Origin of the sequence: Streptomyces chryseus (assembly GCF_014650755.1) — a bacterium.
Lineage (GTDB): Bacteria > Actinomycetota > Actinomycetes > Streptomycetales > Streptomycetaceae > Streptomyces > Streptomyces chryseus.
The window spans coordinates 223,646-240,227 of record NZ_BMVO01000006.1; the positions used below are offsets into that span (position 1 = coordinate 223,646).

The window sequence follows — 16,582 nt, forward strand, 5'->3', positions numbered from 1 at the left end:
TCAGGTCGGGTCAGGTCAGACCGGGTTCGGCCTGGGCGGGGGCGGGGGCGTCGTCCAGGAAGCCGCCCGACTGGTGCTGCCACAGCTTCGCGTAGGCGCCTTCCGCCGCGAGCAGCTGCTGGTGCGTGCCCTCCTCGACGATCCGGCCCCGGTCCAGGACGACGAGCCGGTCCATGGTGGCGACGGTGCTGAGCCGGTGCGCCACCACCAGTGCCGTCCGCCCCTCCATGAGGTGCCACAGCGCCTTCTGTACGAGGACTTCGCTCTCGGAGTCCAGAGCGCTGGTCGCCTCGTCCAGCAGCAGGATCGGCGCGTCGCGCAGAATCGCCCTGGCGAGAGCGACCCGCTGCCGCTGTCCGCCGGACAGCTTGACGCCCCGCTCGCCCACCATGGTGTCGAAGCCGTCCGCCAGCGTGTCGGCGAACTCCGTGACATGAGCCGCCTCGGCCGCGCGGCGGATCTCGGCGTCGGTGGCCTCCGGCCGGGCGAACGCGATGTTGTCCCGCAGCGTGCGGTGGAACATCGCGGGGTCCTGCGGCACGTAGGCGATCAGAGCGCGCAGATCGGCCTGGCGCAGCTTGCTGATGTCCTGCCCGCCGATGAGGATCCGCCCGGCGTCGATGTCCGTCATCCGCAGCAGCAGCCTGCTGAGCGTGGTCTTGCCCCCGCCGGACCGGCCGACGAGGCCGATCTTCGCGCCACTGCTCACCTCCAGGTCGAGGCGCTCGAAGAGCGGCTCGGCGCCCGCGTGGGCGAAGGTCACCTGCTCGAAGCGGACATCGGCTGCCTTGGACCGCAGCGGCTGGGGCGACGCCGGGTCGAGCACCGTCGGCCGGGTCAGCAGCAGTTCGGTGAACTGTCCGGCCTCTGTCATCGAGCTTTCCAGGCGGCGGTAGATCTGGTTGAACTCGAACATGATCCGCGTCGCGTTGCTGTAGTACGTGAAGGCGACGACGACCGCCTCCACGCCGTTCCCGCCCCCGCCGAGGGCGACGGCGAGCAGCAGACCCATGACGTTGGTCAGCACGGACATCGGAGCGACCAGCGTGTCGATGCGCAGGTTGCCGTAGTCCCAGGACCGCAACGTGAGCCGCCGTGACTCCGCGACGCGGGACCGGTGCTCGGCCGCCTCGCGCTCCTCGGCGCCGAAGGCCCGGACGGTGTCCATGTTCATCAGGCTGTCGGCGACGTGACCCGACACCCGCGCGATCGCCTGCTCGCGCTGGTTGACGAGAGCCTGGCGCCGCCGGATGAGCGGCAGCACACACACAGCGGTCAGCGCGATCATCGCCAGGAGACCTACCACGAGCAGCGGATCGTAACTCCACAGCACGACCGACCCGAACAGCAGCGGCACGAAGCTGCCCACGACGGAGAAGGTCAGCGTGTCGACGAAGTCCTCGAAGCGGGAGGCGAAACTCAGGACCCGCTTGGTCAGCGACCCGGCGAAGTTGTCGTGGAAGAACGTGGCGTCCTTGGCGAACAGCTCGTCCATCCCGATCACGTACAGGTGCTCGATGCCCCGGGCGTCGAGGCGGTTCAGGAAGTGCAGGCCGACGCGCCACAGCGCCTCCGCGAGCAGCAGGACTCCGGCGAAGCCGAGCACGTACGGCAGCACCGAGGCGAGGGTGGAACCCCCGTCGTCCGCGATGTGCCCGACGAGCTTCGCGACGATCAGCGGCGCGATGTAGTTGATGCCGATGTTGCCCAGGGCCGGCGACAGCATCGCGGGCGCCGTCAGCCACCGGAGCCGGACCAACTCCCCTCCGTAGTAACGCAGTGCCAGGAGCACCGAGCCCCGGCCCGGCGATTCCTCACGCGCTTCAGGCAATCCCATGGCCACCCTGTGTGGTCGTGCGGCGGGCCGCTCCACGCGTCTGCGGGGAGGCGCCGTTGCGGTACCGGCCGCGGGGCGATTCTGTTCGGTCGCGTACCCCCGGCCGGATCGTCTGTCCGACAGGAGCACGAGGCGGAGCCCCCGCGGCTCGCGGCGACGCGTCCGCGCGAGTACGAGGGCCAGGAATCGCAGTGTCCCGCGACGGCCTCCGGATGGTCCACGCGTTATTCTCGGCCACCGGCGACGCCGAGCGCCTTTCATGGTGGTCGCGCGCACAACCGCTTCCGGAACTATGGTGTCCCGCCACATGGGACGCTGACCTGCGTGTTTCTACGGTGTGGCGACACGGAAACGTCCCCGCCAACTGTCCGGAAGTGGTACTCATGGCCGCCCCAGCAACCGCTCCCCCAACGCCCAGTTCCCTCAAGCGCATCGTCGCCGCGAGTCTCATCGGGACAACGATCGAGTGGTACGACTTCTTCCTGTACGGATCCGCCGCCGCGCTGGTCTTCAACGAGCTCTTCTTTCCCGGCTCCGACCCTCTCGTCGGGACCCTGCTCGCCTTCCTGACGTACGCGGTCGGCTTCGCCGCCAGGCCGCTCGGAGCGCTCGTCTTCGGGCACTACGGCGACCGGCTCGGCCGCAAGAAGCTGCTCGTGCTGAGCCTGCTGCTGATGGGCGGTGCCACCTTCGCCATCGGTCTGCTGCCGACGCACGCCGCCATCGGCTCCGCCGCGCCCGTACTGCTCACCGTGCTGCGGCTCGTCCAGGGCTTCGCGCTCGGGGGCGAGTGGGGCGGCGCCGTGCTGCTGGTGTCCGAGCACGGGGACGCCGGGCGGCGCGGTTTCTGGGCCTCCTGGCCGCAGACCGGGGCCCCGGCGGGGCAGTTGCTCGCCACCGGGGTGCTGTCCGCCCTGACCGCGCTGCTGTCGGACTCCGCCTTCCTCGCGTGGGGCTGGCGGATACCGTTCCTGCTGTCCGGTGTGCTGGTGATCGTCGGTTTGTGGATTCGTCTCTCTGTCGACGAATCGCCGGTTTTCAAGGCCGCGTTGGCCCAGGCCGAGGCCCGCAAGAGCGCGTCCGCCGTCACCGAGAGGATGCCGCTGGTCGCCGTCCTTCGTCACCACTGGCGCGATGTGCTGGTCGCGATGGGCGCCCGTATGGCCGAGAACATCAGCTACTACGTCATCACCGCCTTCATCCTCGTCTACGCGACGACCGAGGCGCAGTTGAGCAAGCAGACGGCGCTCAACGCGGTACTGATCGCCTCGGCGGTCCACTTCGCGGTGATCCCCGCGTGGGGCGCCCTGTCGGACCGGGTCGGGCGCCGGCCCGTCTATCTGGTGGGCGCGGTCGGGGTCGGTCTGTGGATGTTCCCGTTCTTCATGCTCATCGACACCAAGAGCTTCGGGAACCTGCTCCTCGCCGTGACGGTCGGGCTCGTCTTCCACGGGGCGATGTACGCGCCGCAGGCGGCCTTCTTCTCCGAGATGTTCGCGACCCGCATGCGCTACTCCGGCGCGTCGATCGGCGCGCAGTTCTCGTCCGTGGCGGCAGGCGCCCCGGCGCCGTTGATCGCGACGGCCCTCCTGGTGGACTACGACAGCTCCACGCCGATCGCCCTGTACGTGATCGCCGCCGTGCTGATCACGGTGGTCGCCGTCGGATGTGCGAAGGAGACCCGGCACCGGGACCTCGGCGACATCGAGGGGCGGCGGGACGCGGAGGAGGACGCGGTCGTACGGGCCGGTGACGGCGCTCGCGCCGTCTGAGCGGACGCGCGCTGAGAAGAGCCGTTCCCGGGAACGTTCTGCGGACGTTCCCGGGAACGGCTCTTGTCACTGGTTCATCGCCGACGACAGTCCGTGCAGCCGCAGCGCGAGCTGCACCTCCAGGGCCCGCTCCGGCGACTGCCAGTCGGCCCCCAGCAGTCTGCCGATCCGCTCCAGGCGCTGCGCCACCGTGTTGACGTGCACGTGCAGGGCGTCCTTCGTACGGGCGGGGCTCATCCCGCACGCGAAGTACGCGTCCAGGGTGCGCACCAGGTCGGTTCCCCGGCGCCGGTCGTACGCGACGACCTCGCCGATCGTGCGGCGTACGAACGCTTCGATGGCGCCCCCGGAACGGCCGTCGCGGCTGTCCGCGAGCAGCAGTCCGAGAAACCCGAAGTCCTCCGCGGCCGCGCCTTCTCCGGAACGGCCCAGCAGCCGCAGTGTGTCGACGCAGCGGCGTGCCTCCTCGTACGCCCCCGCCACCGCACCGGGCCGCGCGGCGGGGGCGTCCACCGGACCAGAGGCGCCGACCGTGACGGGCTCGCGCAGGGCGCCGCCCAGGTGCTTCGCCGTCTGGCGGGCGAGGGCGGCGGCGCTGTCACCGCTGCCCAGCGGCAGCAGCAGCACCGTGCCGCCGTCGCGGGCCGCCGCGAGGCCGTGCCCGGTGGCCGCCAGGTGCGAGGCCGCGGACCAGAGCCGGCCGCGGTCCGCGCTCTCGCGTTCGACGCTCGCCGCACGGGGGGCCTCGATGCGGGCGGCGAGCACCACGTGGGGCGCGTCCAGGTCGGCGCGCAGCCGGGCGGCGCGTTCGCGCAGCAGCCGGGGGTCGCGGTCGGGAGCGTCGAGGAGGTCGTCGAGGAGCTCACCTCGTACGCGCTGTTCGGCCTCGCCGGCCGAGCGTCTGGCCAGCAGCAACAACGACGTCACCATGGCGGCGCGTTCAAGTGTCCGCTGGTCGACGGGGTCCAGCGCGGGCTGGCCGTGCAGCACGAGCGCGCCCAGGTGCTCGCCTCCGGCCGAGACGCTCACCACCCAGTCGTCGCCGCGACGTACGGCGTGACCGTCCGCGCCCTCGGGCTCCCCGTCGGCTTCTGTGAACTCGACGTTCCCGTGCAGCACCTCGGACACCGCGTTCGCCACGTCGTGCACGCCGCCGCCGCGCAGCACCAGTTCGGTCAGCCGGTCGTGCACGTCCGAGGCACGCTCGATGACGCCGCTGCGGTCGCGGATGATCTCGTTGGCGCGCTCCAGTTCGGCCAGCGCGGAACGGGTCTCCGCCAGGAGGTTCGCGGTGTCGATCGCGACGGCCGCGTGCGCGGCGAACGACGCGAGGAGCGCTATCTGTTCGCGCTCGAAGACGCGGGCCCGCCGGTCGGCGGCGAAGAGGACGCCGATCACCTGGCTGCCGAGCGTCAGGGGTACGCCGAGGATCGCGACGAGTCCCTCGTCGCGCACCCCGGAGTCGATGGTCCAGGTGTGCTGGAAACGGGGGTCGTCGAAGTAGCTCTCGGTCGCGTACGGGCGGGCGGTCTGGGCGACGAGCCCGCCGAGCCCCTCCCCCATGCCGAGCCGCAGCTGCTGGAACCGCGCCGACACCGATCCCTCCGTGACCCGCATGTACGTGTCGCCCGCCACCGGGTCGTTGAGGCTCAGGTACGCGACCTCCGTGCCCAGCAGCGACCGCGCCCGCTGCACGATCGCCGCCAGTACGGCGTCGAGGTCGCGCAGCCCGGCGAGGTCGTGGGCCGTCTCGTACAGCGCGGACAGCTCCGCCTCGCGCCGTCGCCGCCCCTCCAGTTCGGCGCGCACCCGCAGCGCGTGTGTCTTGGCGGTCTCCAGGGCCGCGAGCGTCTGCGGCGGCGCCCCGTCCGCGCGGGCGACCAGCACGGGCCGCTCGTAGGCGTCGGCGGCGGCCCCGCGCGCGAGAAGTTCCAGGTAGGGGACTTCGCTGCCGCTGTGCTGCTGATCGTGGGACATGGAGACACTCAACCAGCTAGTGAGCGGTCCAGCCGCCGTCGAGGGGCAGTGAGGTCCCCGTGATGAACGACGCGTGCGGGCCGCACAGGTACGCGACCGCCTCGGCCACCTCGTCCGGTTCGAGGAGGCGCTTGAGAGCGGAGTCCTTGAGCAGTACGTCGGCGAGTACGCGTTCCTCCGGCAGCCCGTGCGCGGCCGCCTGGTCGGCGATCTGCCGCTCCACGAGCGGGGTGCGCACGTACCCGGGACTGACGCAGTTCGACGTGACGCCGTGCTCGGCGCCTTCCAGGGCGGCGGTCTTGGAGAGCCCTTCGAGCCCGTGTTTGGCGGCGACGTACGCCGACTTGTACGCGGAGGCGCGCAGCCCGTGCACCGAGGAGATGTTGACGATGCGCCCCCAGCCCTGCCCGTACATGTGCGGCAGCGCTCCCCGGATCAGCCGGAACGGCGCTTCGAGCATCACGGTCAGGACGGTGTGGAAGACGTCCGGCGGGAACTCCTCCAAGGGGCGGACCAGTTGCAGTCCGGCGTTGTTCACCAGGATGTCCGTGCCCGCCGCCACCTGCTCCGCCGCGTCGAGGTCGGTGAGGTCGAGGGTCTGCGGCTCCACCGCGCCGGCGAGGCCGTGCGCCCGGGCGGCGAGGGCTTCGAGCCCCTCCGCGTCCCGGTCGACGGCTCTGACCTTGGCTCCGGCGGCCGCGAGCCGCAGCACGCAGGCGCGGCCGATGCCGCCCGCCGCGCCGGTGACGAGGGCGGTGCGGCCGCCGAGGTCCGGTCCGGATGCGTGCGTGGGATGTGTGGTGGGCGCGGTCATGCCCCGACCCTAGGCAGCGCCCGTCGCGGTACCGATGTGGTTACCACCCACACTTCACGGCTGGGTGGTGGGCTCGAACCATGTGGGTTCGTCGGTGAGGGCCTGCTTGATCCGCAGGAGGGCGAACTCGTGCAGGTCCGGCAGCGCGTCCACCGGGAACCAGCCCACGTCCAGCGACTCGTCGTCGTTGACCCGTGCGTCGCCGCCGACGGCACGACAGCGGAACGTGATGTCCATGTACTGGCACCGGTCGCCGTTCGAGTACTCGACCGGCTTCAGGGCCTGTACGAGAACGACGCGTTCCGCCACGCACTCCACGGCTGTCTCCTCGTACACCTCCCGCACGGCTGCCGTCGCCGGCTGCTCCCCGGGCTCCGGGATGCCGCCGATGACCGACCACTTCCCCGTGTCGGCGCGGCGGCCGAGGAGCACCCTGTCCTCGTCGTCGAAGACGATGGCGCTGACGCCCGGCAGGAAGAGAAGCTGGTGGCCCGCGGTGGCCCGGAGCTCGCGGATGAAATCGGGGGTTGCCATGGTCAGACCCTAACGGCCGTTCCCTGGAGCGCACTCACGCCGAAACGCCGGGTGCGGTCATGCGGACGTTCCCCGGCGGGCCCGTACGGAGCGGAACACGGCCCACCCGAGACCGGCCCCGGCGAGCGCCACCAGTACACCCTCGGGGATCGTGCCGAGGCGCGTCGCGGGAGTCAGCGAGGAACGCAGCGGCACCTCGGCGACGAGGGCGTCCGGTGTGAACATCCCCGTCTTCCGCACGACCTTGCCGTCCGGCCCGATGACGGCGCTGACGCCACTGGTCACGGGAACGACGACCGCCCGGCTGTGCTCGACGGCCCGCACCCTCGACATGGCGAGCTGCTGGTACGTCATCTCGCTGCGCCCGAAGGTGGCGTTGTTGCTGGGTACGGTGATCAGCTGGGCCCCGCCCGTCACGGTGTCGCGCACCGCCCAGTCGAAGGCGGCCTCGTAACAGGTGGCGAGTCCGACCTTGGTGCCCGCGAGGTCGAAGACGCCCACCTTGTCGCCCGGGCCGAAGTCCCTGCGCACCCGGTCGACGTCCGAGCTGAAGAGCCGTACGAAGGAACGCATCGGGATGTACTCGCCGAACGGCTGGACGTGCCTCTTGTCGTACGTCGCCACAGGGCCGCGTTCCGGGTCCCACTCAATGAGCGTGTTGCGCAGTTTTCCCGTGTCCGGTGTGAGGACCGCTCCCACGACCGTCGGGGCGTCGATCGCGCGAACGGCGCGGTCGATCACCGCGCGGGCGTCGCTGTTGCGGTAGGGGTCGAGGTCGGAGGAGTTCTCCGGCCACAGGACGAAGTCGGGCCGGGCGACCTTGCCGGCTTCGACATCGGCGGCGAGCTGCTCGGTGCGCCGTGCGTGGTTGTCCAGTACGGCGCGGCGCTGTTCGTTGAAGTCGAGGCCGAGCCGCGGCACGTTCCCCTGGATCGCGGCGGCGGTGGCGGTGCCGTCCTGCGCGGAGTCGTCCACGAGCGGCAGGGCCGCCAGAGCGGCCGTCACCGGCACGACCACCGTCAGGGCGGCGAGGGCCGCCCCCCGGCGCGGCACTTCACGCGTCGAGCGGTACGCGCGGAACTGGCGCGCTGCTTCGAAGAGGCCGAACCCGCACAGCACGACCGCGAACCCGAGCACGGGTGTACCGCCGACCGCCGCCAGGGGCAGGAAGAGGCTGTCCGCCTGCCCGAAGGCGATCTTCCCCCAGGGGAAACCGCCGAACGGCACGCGCGCCCGCACGGCCTCGCCCAGGATCCACACGGCCGCGCCCCACAACGGCCAGAGCGGCAGCCGGGTCACCAGGGCGATGCCGACGCAGGCCACCCCCACGAACAGCGCCTCGGCGGTCGCGAGCGCCAGCCACGGCACCGGCCCCACCTCTTCGCCCGTCCAGCTGAGCAGCGGCAGCAGGAAGCCGAGCCCGGCGAGCAGGCCGAGCCCGAAGGCGGCCCACGCCCGCCGCCCGTACAGACACCCGCTCAGCAGCGCGAAGCCGGGCAGCACCAGCCACCACAGCGGGCGCGGCGGGAAGCTCGCGTAGAGGAGCAGACCGGAGAGGACGGCGGCCACGGGGGCCACGAGCCGGGTCAGCATGCTTCTCCCGCGTGACGGGGCGGCGGAGTGCGGGCCCAGCTGTTGCGCGGGCTGGTCCGTTGTGGTGGGGGTGGCGCTCACACGGCGGAGTCTACGGTGGCCCGGCGCGGCCCGGAGAGTGCGGTTCCGGCAGGAGAAGCAACGTTCCTGCGCAATCTGTGCACAAAGCACCGTCCCTCCCGTTACCGTGTGCGCCAGTCCCTGACGCCCGGCCCTTCCGGCCGCGGTCGGCGGGGCCCGTCTCAGCTCGGGGGGTGGACGGGATGGCCGCACCGGCCGTACGGTCCGGCGCGCGCGAACGCGGCGCGCTCAGCGACGCCGCCGGCGTCGTGATCCTCGGCGGCTGCGCCGTGTGGTCACTGGTCGCCGCCGCCGGGCGGGAGGCCAGGCCGGAGGGCGTACTGCTGGCCGTGCTCGCCGTCGCCGGGAGCTACGCCTGCGGCCGGATCTGCGGCTCGCTACTGCCGGTCGCCGCCGCTTCAGCCGCCGCGTGCGGCGCGCTCGCCCTCGCCGTCCTCCTGCACCCGGACCACGGTTTGCCGGGCGACCTGCCCGGTGCGGCCGCGAGCCGGAGCTTCGGCAGTACGGGCGCGACAGCCGCGCTGCTGGCGCTCGCCGCGGGCGCGGCCTGCTGCGCGGCGTGGGCGGCGCGACCGCGCGGCCTGCGGGTCGCTCTGCGACTGCTGGCTCTGCTCGTGGCGGTGACGGGGCTGGTGCTCGGTTCCGTCGCCGGGTTCGCAGCGGCTCTCGGCGTACTGCTGTGTTCACTGGCGGCGGCGCGGCTGCGCCGCAGGGGGGCGGGTCTGGCGGGCTTCGCCCTGGCGGCGGGGCTCGTGGTGGGCGGTTCGTGGGCGGTGGCCGAGGACGCCCTGCCGCACGGCCTCAGGGTCTCACTGGAGGGGCAGCTCACGGTGAACCGGGTGCAGCTGTGGCGGGACGCGCTCGACCTCGCCGAGGAGCATCCGCTGCGGGGCGCGGGGCCCGACCGGTTCGGCAGGCTCAGCCCCACCGCGCAGCAGGCGCCGCACTCCGTCGGCAAGCCCCACTCGGCGCCGTTGCAGCTGGCGGCCGAGCAGGGCGTCGTGGGGGTCGCCCTGCTCGGCGCGGCCTTCGGCTGGATGCTGTACGGGCTGTGGCGCTCGCCCCGCGAGACCCCTGTCGTCCTGACCGCGGCGGCCGCTCTCACCGCCGTCGCTGCACTGGCGGGCGTCGGCAACGCGCTCAGCTTCACCGCGGTCACGGCGGGCGCCGGGGTGCTGGCGGGGCTATCCACCGCTCGGCGGCTGTCCGACGACGGCGGCGGCGCCACGCGTGCCTCCGGAGTCCCGACGGCGAAGGCGCCGCCACTCGGTCGATGGCCCCGGGTGCCGACGGGCCGCCCCTTCCCGTGACCGGGGCTCCTCCCGGGGCACGGCCGCCCACGGTGGACAGGCTGGTTGACCACAGACCGGGGCGTCCTGCGGCGGAGGACCGTTCCCGGGAACGGTTCTCTCGGTGCAAAGTGCGTTCACGGGAACGCACCGTTTCCCAGCAGGGCGCGTTCCCGGGAACGTTCCGGCGCGTTCACGAGCACGCGCAGCGGTGATCGGGCGCGGCAGACAGCAGACGACGCGCTCTTTCCGGGCGCAGCCCGTTCACCAGAACGGTCAGATCGCGTACGCGCCGCCGGGCGGTCAGCCCCCGGCGGTCCTGCCCGTCGCTGCCGCGTGCAGGTGGGCGCGGATGATGCGTACCGCCGTCTCCGCGTCGTCCACAGTCACCGTGAAGATGCGGCCGTCGCCCAGACGCAGGACGACTCCCTCACCTCTGCGGACGATCACCGCCATTCCCTTCCCGGGACGCCACCGGTACCCCCAGCCGCCCCAGTGCCGAGGCGTGACCTGGGGCGCGAACTCCGCCCGCACCACGTGGGCGAGCGGGATGCGCCGGCGGGGAAGCCCCATGTGGCCGCACCGGACCTCCAGTGCGTCGTTGTCGACCTTGACCGCCACGTGTACGAAGGCGAGCGTCCCGAAGAGGATCAGCAGGCCGGCCGCGAGGCAGCCCACGACCGACATAAGGAGCGGTGCGACGCCGGAGGTCCACGTCGAGTCGACGGCGAGCTTCACACCGAGAGCGAGGCATCCCGCGCCGACTGCCGCGAGCAGCCACTGCGCGCGGTTCGTCGCGCGTCCGGTCCAGATCACAGGAACGGGCTCCGTGATACGCCCCTCGCTGTGGGGGTGGTCCCTCATGCGTAGCAGCGTACGCACGATCCGCGTGCCGGGCAGCGCCGGGCGGGGCGGCCTTCGGCCGGACGGTGGTCAGCGCGCGGCGTCGACCGTCTCCAGCAGGCGGCCCTCCGCGTACGCGAGCGCCTCGGCCGGCAGTGCGGAGTCCCGGCCGCTCAGCAGTACGGTGAGGTCCGCTCCGGGGGTGGCCGCCGGGGCCGGGCTCGCACCGATGCGGCGCAGGGCCTGCGCGGCCACGGCTTCGGCGGACCCGTGGAGCACGACGGGCGGGAGACCGGGCGGCTGGACGGCGGCGCGGATGCGCTCGACGACCAGTTCGTAATGGGTGCAGCCCAGGACGACGGCCCTTACGTCGCGCGGCGTGAGGGCGGCGGCCGCGGCGATGGCGCGGTCGATCGCCTCTTCGTCGGCGTGCTGCACGGCGTCGGCGAGGCCGGGGCAGGGCACCTCGGTGACGGCGGCGCCGTCGGCGAAGTCGCGGATGAGGCCGCGCTGGTAGGGGCTGCCCGTGGTGGCGGGCGTGGCCCAGATGGCGACGGAGCCGCCCCCGGCGGCGGCCGGCTTGATCGCGGGGACGGTGCCGATGACGGGGAGACCGGGCTCCAGCTCCGCGCGGAGGGCGGGCAGCGCGTGCACGGAAGCGGTGTTGCAGGCCACGATCAGCGCGTCGGGCCGGTGGGCCGCGGCGGCCCGCGCCACGGCGAGCGCGTGCTCGATGATGTCGGCCGGCGTACGCGGCCCCCACGGCAGGCCGTCAGGGTCGGAGGAGAGGACCAGATCGGCGTCGGGCCGCAGCCGGCGCACCGCGGCGGCCGTCGGCAGCAGGCCGATTCCCGAGTCCATAAGCGCGATCTTCACCCGGTCACCATAGTCGACCGCCCTCCGGCGACCCCTGGGGTGGTGCAGACTGCGGCGAATGAGTGCTGTTGCGTGGATTGCGGCCGTTTCGCTGGCCGCGTGGGTGTGGATGCTGCTGGGTCAGGGCTTCTTCTGGCGTACGGACCAGCGACTGCCGCGCCGCGAGGCGCCCGGCACATGGCCTGATGTCGCGGTGGTGGTGCCGGCGCGCGACGAGGCGGAGATGCTTCCACTGAGCCTGCCGTCGCTGCTCGCCCAGGACTATCCGGGGCGCGCCAAGATCGTCCTCGTGGACGACGGCAGCACGGACGGTACCGGCGCCCTGGCGCGCGAGCTGGGCGCCTTGCACGGCGGGCTGCCGCTGACCGTGGTCTCGCCCGGTGATCCGGATCCCGGGTGGACGGGAAAGCTGTGGGCCCTGCGGCACGGCATCGCGCTGGCCCGCGCGCGGGGAAGGCAGGAGTACGGGAACGAACCGGAGTACCTGCTCCTCACCGACGCGGACATCGCGCACGCGCCGGACAGCCTGCGCGAGCTGGTGGCCTCGGCCCGTACCAACGCGCTGGACCTGGTGTCCCAGATGGCGCGGCTGCGGGTCGTGAGCGCATGGGAGCGGTTGGTCGTTCCCGCGTTCGTGTACTTCTTCGGACAGCTCTACCCGTTCCGGTGGGTCAACAAGGCGGGGGCACGGACCGCCGCGGCCGCGGGCGGCTGCGTGCTGCTGCGGACCGAGGCCGCGGCACGCGCGCGCGTGCCCGACTCGATCCACCAGGCGGTCATCGACGACGTGTCACTCGCCAAAGCGGTGCGGCGCGTCGGCGGCACGATCTGGCTGGGGCTCGCCGAGCGGGTGGACAGCGTGCGCCCGTATCCGCGGCTCGGCGATCTGTGGCGGATGGTCTCGCGCAGCGCCTACGCACAACTGCGGCACAGTCCGGCGCTGCTCGCGGGAACGGTCACAGGGCTCGCGCTGGTGTATCTCGCGCCCCCGCTCACTCTGTGCGCCGGTGTGCTGTCGGTTGACGGGGCGGCGGCCTGGGCGGGCGGTCTGGCATGGGCCGTAATGACCGCTACGTACCTTCCTGTACTGCGTTACTACAGCCAGCCTTTGTGGCTCGCTCCGCTGCTGCCGTTCACCGCCGTGCTCTATCTGCTGATGACCGTCGACTCCGCCGTACAGCACTACCAGGGGCGGGGCGCGGCCTGGAAGGGGCGTACGTACGCACGCCCCGAGGCCGCGCCCGAGCGCTGAGCCCCGCCGGAGGGTCACTTCCGTCCCGGGGACCAGTTCATGCCCCACCCGTAGGCATGGTCGATGGTGCGCTGCGGGCTGACACCGCGCTCGGGTACGAGGTAGCGCGCTTCGCGGCGCACGGTCAGATCGCCGCCCTCGTTGGTGATGAGGGCGAGCGCCGCGACGGTGGACGGCACCGTGCACTCGTCGAGCGAGAAGTCGATGGGCGCTCCGTTCTGCGGCGTGAGCGTGACCGTGGCGTGCAGGTCGGCGAAGGAACGGGCCCCTTCGTAGACGGCCACGAAGATGACGAGCCGACGGAGCTTGTCCTGGTGGTCGAGGTTGATGGTCAGGTTCTCGCCGGTGCTCAAGGATCCGGTGCGGTCGTCGCCGTCGAGATGGATGTACGGCGGCTGCTGGAGCGAGCCGAAGGCGTTGCCGAGCGCCTGGACGACGCCCTTGCGGCCGTCGGTGAGTTCGTAGAGGGCGCACAGGTCGAGGTCGAGGTCGCCGTGCATGGCGACGGCCCTGCCGAGCTTGGCGGCCCATCCCGTGAACTGCTTGCGCACCTCCCAGTTGAGGTTCACGCGCATCATGCCCGTGGTGCCGCCTCGCTTGGTGAGGGAGACCGAGGGGGCTTCCTTGGTGAGTGTGATCTTGGTGAGACGTACGGGGGCGGAAGGAGGGGCCGGGGGCGCGGCCGAGGCCGGGAAGGACGCGGTGACCGGTACGGCAGCCGGGACCCCGGCCCGAGCGGCCACCGGGGACTGCCCCGGGGCCTGCGTATGGGCCTGGGCCTGCTCCTGTGTCTGCTGCGACTCGTCGACGCTGATGCCGAAGTCCCTGGCCAGTCCCTCCAGTCCGCTGTCGTAGCCCTGGCCCACGGCCCGGAACTTCCACGCGCCCTGGCGCCGGTAGAGTTCACCGAGGACGAAGGCGGTCTCGACGGTCGCGCCCTGGGCGTCGAACCGCGCGATCTCCGTGCCGTTCGCGGCGTCCAGCACCCGGACGTAAAGCCCCGGCACCCGACCGAAGTTGCCGCCGTCCGCCGAGGCCGCCACGACCACGGTCTCCACGGCCGCCTCCACCCGCGCGAGGTCGACGTGGAGCGTGTCCGTCACACTGTCCCCGGCGGGCGTCTTGCCGTCGTGGCGCACCGCGCCGGAGGCGTGCGCGGGCTGGTTGTAGAAGACGAAGTCCGTGTCGTCACGGACCTTTCCCGACACCAGCAGGAGGGCGGAGGCGTCGACGTCCGGCACACCGGCGCCTGAACGCCATCCCAATTCGACGCGCACAGCCTGTGCCGGCACCGGCACATTGGTTCCTTTAAGCATGGACATGATCGCCCCGATCGCGAGTGCGGGTGTCTGAGGATTTCCGTGGAGCCAACCTATTCCCCGCGCTCTCCGAGCCCTGCGGCGACGGGCTCAAGATCACCCGGAGACCTCGGGTAACCCATGGCCAGGGCGCTCTTTACATGATCCCAACGCCGAACGACGACCGTTTTTCCCAAGTTCGCTCGGATTAGGGATCCGCCGCCACTCGCAACCCGTAAAACAACCCTCTTATCGGGCTCCCCAACCAGAACATCTTCGGCTTAACTTAGGTGCCATGACCTCCCCCCGCGCCACCTACGGCGGCGGTTACTACTCCGCCCCGTCCTTCCCGGACACCCCCATCTACGACTCCCTCGTCGCAGAGCGGGGCACGCCCCAGATCGCTCCCATCCGGGTACCTGCCGCGTACGACACCGGAAACAGCTATCTGCCGGCCCTCCCGGCGGCGCTTCCCGCACTTCCCGCCGCACCCTCCTACTACTCCCCCGCCCCTTCCTACGGCTATCCGCAGCAGGCCGCGCCGCAGCCGCTGCAGCACGCCCCCGCGCCGTACATCCCGCAACAGGCGTCGGGCCCGCGCGGTTACCCGGGCCCGCAGCAGTACCAGCAGCAGCCGCGCCAGGCCGCCGCCACCGGGTACGAGGCCATGCGTCCCGCGGCGCCGCGTCCGGTGCCCGCCCCGACGCCGTACGACGACCCGTACAACCACCAGTACCAGGGCCGGGGGTACTGACCCGGGGGCCGATTGCCGGACCCGGCTGGCAGGATTGGCCGCATGCCGAACTCGCTGCTCCACGCGGTCCATGTCTACCCGGTCAAGTCCGCGGCGGGGTGCGCCCCGGGCGAGGTGGAGATCGAGCCGTGGGGCCCGGCCACGGACCGCAGATGGATGCTGGTCGACCCGGCCGGCAAGGTGGTCACGCAACGCCCTCAGCCGCGTCTCGCACTGGCGCGTGCCGAGTCCCTGCCGGACGGCGGGATACGGCTGACCGCGCCCGGCTGCGAGCCGCTGAGCGTGACCGTGCCCGAGCCGGCGGGCACGACGGGTGTGCAGCTCTGGAAGGACAAGGTGGAGGCGGTCGAGGCGGGCGCGGGGGCGCACGCCTGGTTCAGCGCGTACCTGGACACCGAGGTGCGCCTGGTCCATCTCGACGACCCGGCGCGCCGCCGTCCGGTCGCTCCGAAGTACGGGAAGCCCGGCGAGACGGTGAGCTTCGCCGACGCCTACCCCCTGCTGGTGACCACGCTCTCCTCGCTCGACGCGCTCAACTCCCTCGTCGCGCAGGGGGACCACGCCGACGAGGGGCCGCTCCCGATGAGCCGCTTCCGGCCGAACGCCGTCGTGGACGGCCCCCCGCCGTGGGCGGAGGACGACTGGAAGCGCGTCGCCATCGGTGAGGTGACCTTCCGGGTCACCGAGCCCTGCGCCCGTTGTGTCGTCACCACCACCGACCAGCGGACGGCCGAGCGCGGCAAGGAGCCGTTGCGCACCCTCGCCAGGCACCGGCGCTCCGGCGACAAGCTGCTCTTCGGACAGAATCTCGTGCCCGAGGGGACCGGGACGATCCGCGTCGGTGATCCGGTGAGAATCCTCGAATAGGCCGGCGGCCCGTGGGAACCCGCCGGGGCGGCACACCCGTTGAAGAAGCGCCCGAGGCGGTCGGGCGTGCGGCGGGCGCGGAAGGGGGTGCGGGACGGTGCGGACGGCGATAGCGGTGTGGCGCCGGCGGCACAGCCCGCTGTGCCGTACGACCGATCTCGTCGAGGCGTGGGTGACGTTCGCCGTCGTCCTCCTGATCGTGTTCGCCGCCCCGGCGGCGGGATGGCTTTGCGGCACGCTCACCCACGAGGCGCTGCGGGAATCGGTGCGCGCCCAGCACGAGCAGCGCCACCGGACAACGGCGTACGTCGTCCGGACCACCACCGGGCCGGTCCTGCTTCCCGATCCGGAGAACCCTTCGGAGAGCGCCGCGCACATCGGAGTGGTGGCCCGCTGGACGGCGCACGACGGGACGGGGCGCACCGGGGCGGTGTCGACCACCCAGCGGGCCGCCCGGCCCGGCGACCGCTTCCGGATGTGGACGGACGACCGGGGCCGGCCGGTGGGCCGCCCCATGCGGGGGGCCACCGCCGACACCCACGCCACCATCGCCGGCATCGGCGCGGCGGCAGCGGCGGCCGGGCTGTTCGAGGGCGGCAGGCGCCTGTTCGTACGGCGGCTCGCGCAGCGCCGGTACGCCCGGCTCGACCGGGCGTGGGCCGAAGCCGGTCCCGACTGGGGACGTACCGGCGCCGGCAGCTGACAGCCTCCCGCCGACGGTCCGCCGGACCGTCCACGAGCACGGCTGACCGGTCAACTCCGCTCCCCGGCGCGCGCTACGGTGGAGCGGCCAGT

14 protein-coding genes are annotated in these 16,582 nt (G+C 72.4%); 6 read left to right on the top strand and 8 right to left on the bottom strand.

Translation table 11 applies throughout. From position 1 onward, the window contains the following. Nucleotides 1–10: 10 nt before the first annotated feature. Nucleotides 11–1,837 (bottom strand): ABC transporter ATP-binding protein, encoded by a 1,827-nt coding sequence (locus IE185_RS13180; RefSeq protein ID WP_138895014.1) that lies wholly within the window; start codon nucleotides 1,835–1,837, stop codon nucleotides 11–13. 383 nt (nucleotides 1,838–2,220) lie between these two features. On the opposite strand from IE185_RS13180, the gene IE185_RS13185 reads away from it, so the two are divergent. Beyond that, nucleotides 2,221–3,609, top strand: coding sequence for an MFS transporter (locus tag IE185_RS13185; protein WP_167518933.1), 1,389 nt, complete (start codon nucleotides 2,221–2,223; stop codon nucleotides 3,607–3,609). 66 nt (nucleotides 3,610–3,675) lie between these two features. On the opposite strand, the gene IE185_RS13190 is transcribed toward IE185_RS13185, so the two are convergent. From IE185_RS13190 to lnt, 4 genes are read right to left on the bottom strand one after another with little or no spacing between them, the layout of a single operon-like run. Then, nucleotides 3,676–5,586 carry a helix-turn-helix domain-containing protein gene (locus IE185_RS13190; RefSeq protein ID WP_138895012.1) on the bottom strand — a complete coding sequence of 637 codons (1,911 nt, stop codon included), beginning with the start codon at nucleotides 5,584–5,586 and terminating at the stop codon, nucleotides 3,676–3,678. Between the two features lie 16 nt (nucleotides 5,587–5,602). Then, nucleotides 5,603–6,400, bottom strand: coding sequence for a 3-hydroxybutyrate dehydrogenase (locus IE185_RS13195; RefSeq protein ID WP_138895011.1), 798 nt, complete (start codon nucleotides 6,398–6,400; stop codon nucleotides 5,603–5,605). A gap of 54 nt (nucleotides 6,401–6,454) precedes the next feature. Then, nucleotides 6,455–6,934: an NUDIX hydrolase gene (locus IE185_RS13200; RefSeq protein ID WP_138895010.1), complete on the bottom strand. Its 480-nt coding sequence runs from the start codon at nucleotides 6,932–6,934 to the stop codon at nucleotides 6,455–6,457. Between the two features lie 57 nt (nucleotides 6,935–6,991). Next, nucleotides 6,992–8,527 carry an apolipoprotein N-acyltransferase gene (gene lnt / locus IE185_RS13205; RefSeq protein ID WP_138895023.1) on the bottom strand — a complete coding sequence of 512 codons (1,536 nt, stop codon included), beginning with the start codon at nucleotides 8,525–8,527 and terminating at the stop codon, nucleotides 6,992–6,994. A gap of 263 nt (nucleotides 8,528–8,790) precedes the next feature. On the opposite strand from lnt, the gene IE185_RS13210 reads away from it, so the two are divergent. Further along, nucleotides 8,791–9,918 carry an O-antigen ligase family protein gene (locus IE185_RS13210; protein WP_189715164.1) on the top strand — a complete coding sequence of 376 codons (1,128 nt, stop codon included), beginning with the start codon at nucleotides 8,791–8,793 and terminating at the stop codon, nucleotides 9,916–9,918. A 282-nt stretch (nucleotides 9,919–10,200) separates the two neighbouring features. Here the strand turns inward: IE185_RS13210 and IE185_RS13215 are convergent, their stop codons facing one another. Continuing rightward, nucleotides 10,201–10,761 (bottom strand): hypothetical protein, encoded by a 561-nt coding sequence (locus tag IE185_RS13215; protein ID WP_138898639.1) that lies wholly within the window; start codon nucleotides 10,759–10,761, stop codon nucleotides 10,201–10,203. Nucleotides 10,762–10,830: 69 nt separating this feature from the next. Next, nucleotides 10,831–11,616 (bottom strand): glutamate racemase, encoded by a 786-nt coding sequence (locus IE185_RS13220; protein WP_167519127.1) that lies wholly within the window; start codon nucleotides 11,614–11,616, stop codon nucleotides 10,831–10,833. 58 nt (nucleotides 11,617–11,674) lie between these two features. On the opposite strand from IE185_RS13220, the gene IE185_RS13225 reads away from it, so the two are divergent. Continuing rightward, nucleotides 11,675–12,868, top strand: coding sequence for a glycosyltransferase (locus IE185_RS13225; RefSeq protein WP_138898637.1), 1,194 nt, complete (start codon nucleotides 11,675–11,677; stop codon nucleotides 12,866–12,868). Nucleotides 12,869–12,882: 14 nt separating this feature from the next. Here the strand turns inward: IE185_RS13225 and IE185_RS13230 are convergent, their stop codons facing one another. Further along, complete coding sequence (locus tag IE185_RS13230; protein ID WP_506004901.1) at nucleotides 12,883–14,202, bottom strand: TerD family protein; 1,320 nt, start codon at nucleotides 14,200–14,202, stop codon at nucleotides 12,883–12,885. 259 nt (nucleotides 14,203–14,461) lie between these two features. Between IE185_RS13230 and IE185_RS13235 the strand changes: the two genes are divergently transcribed. The 3 genes from IE185_RS13235 to IE185_RS13245 all read left to right on the top strand — a co-directional run bounded on the left by IE185_RS13235 (nucleotide 14,462) and on the right by IE185_RS13245 (nucleotide 16,490). After that, entirely contained in the window at nucleotides 14,462–14,920 is a 459-nt protein-coding gene (locus tag IE185_RS13235; RefSeq protein ID WP_189715168.1) for a DUF6643 family protein, read from the top strand. A 42-nt stretch (nucleotides 14,921–14,962) separates the two neighbouring features. Continuing rightward, nucleotides 14,963–15,787, top strand: coding sequence for an MOSC domain-containing protein (locus IE185_RS13240; RefSeq protein WP_138897990.1), 825 nt, complete (start codon nucleotides 14,963–14,965; stop codon nucleotides 15,785–15,787). 97 nt (nucleotides 15,788–15,884) lie between these two features. Then, entirely contained in the window at nucleotides 15,885–16,490 is a 606-nt protein-coding gene (locus IE185_RS13245; protein WP_138897989.1) for an Rv1733c family protein, read from the top strand. The last annotated feature ends 92 nt before the right edge of the window (nucleotides 16,491–16,582 follow it).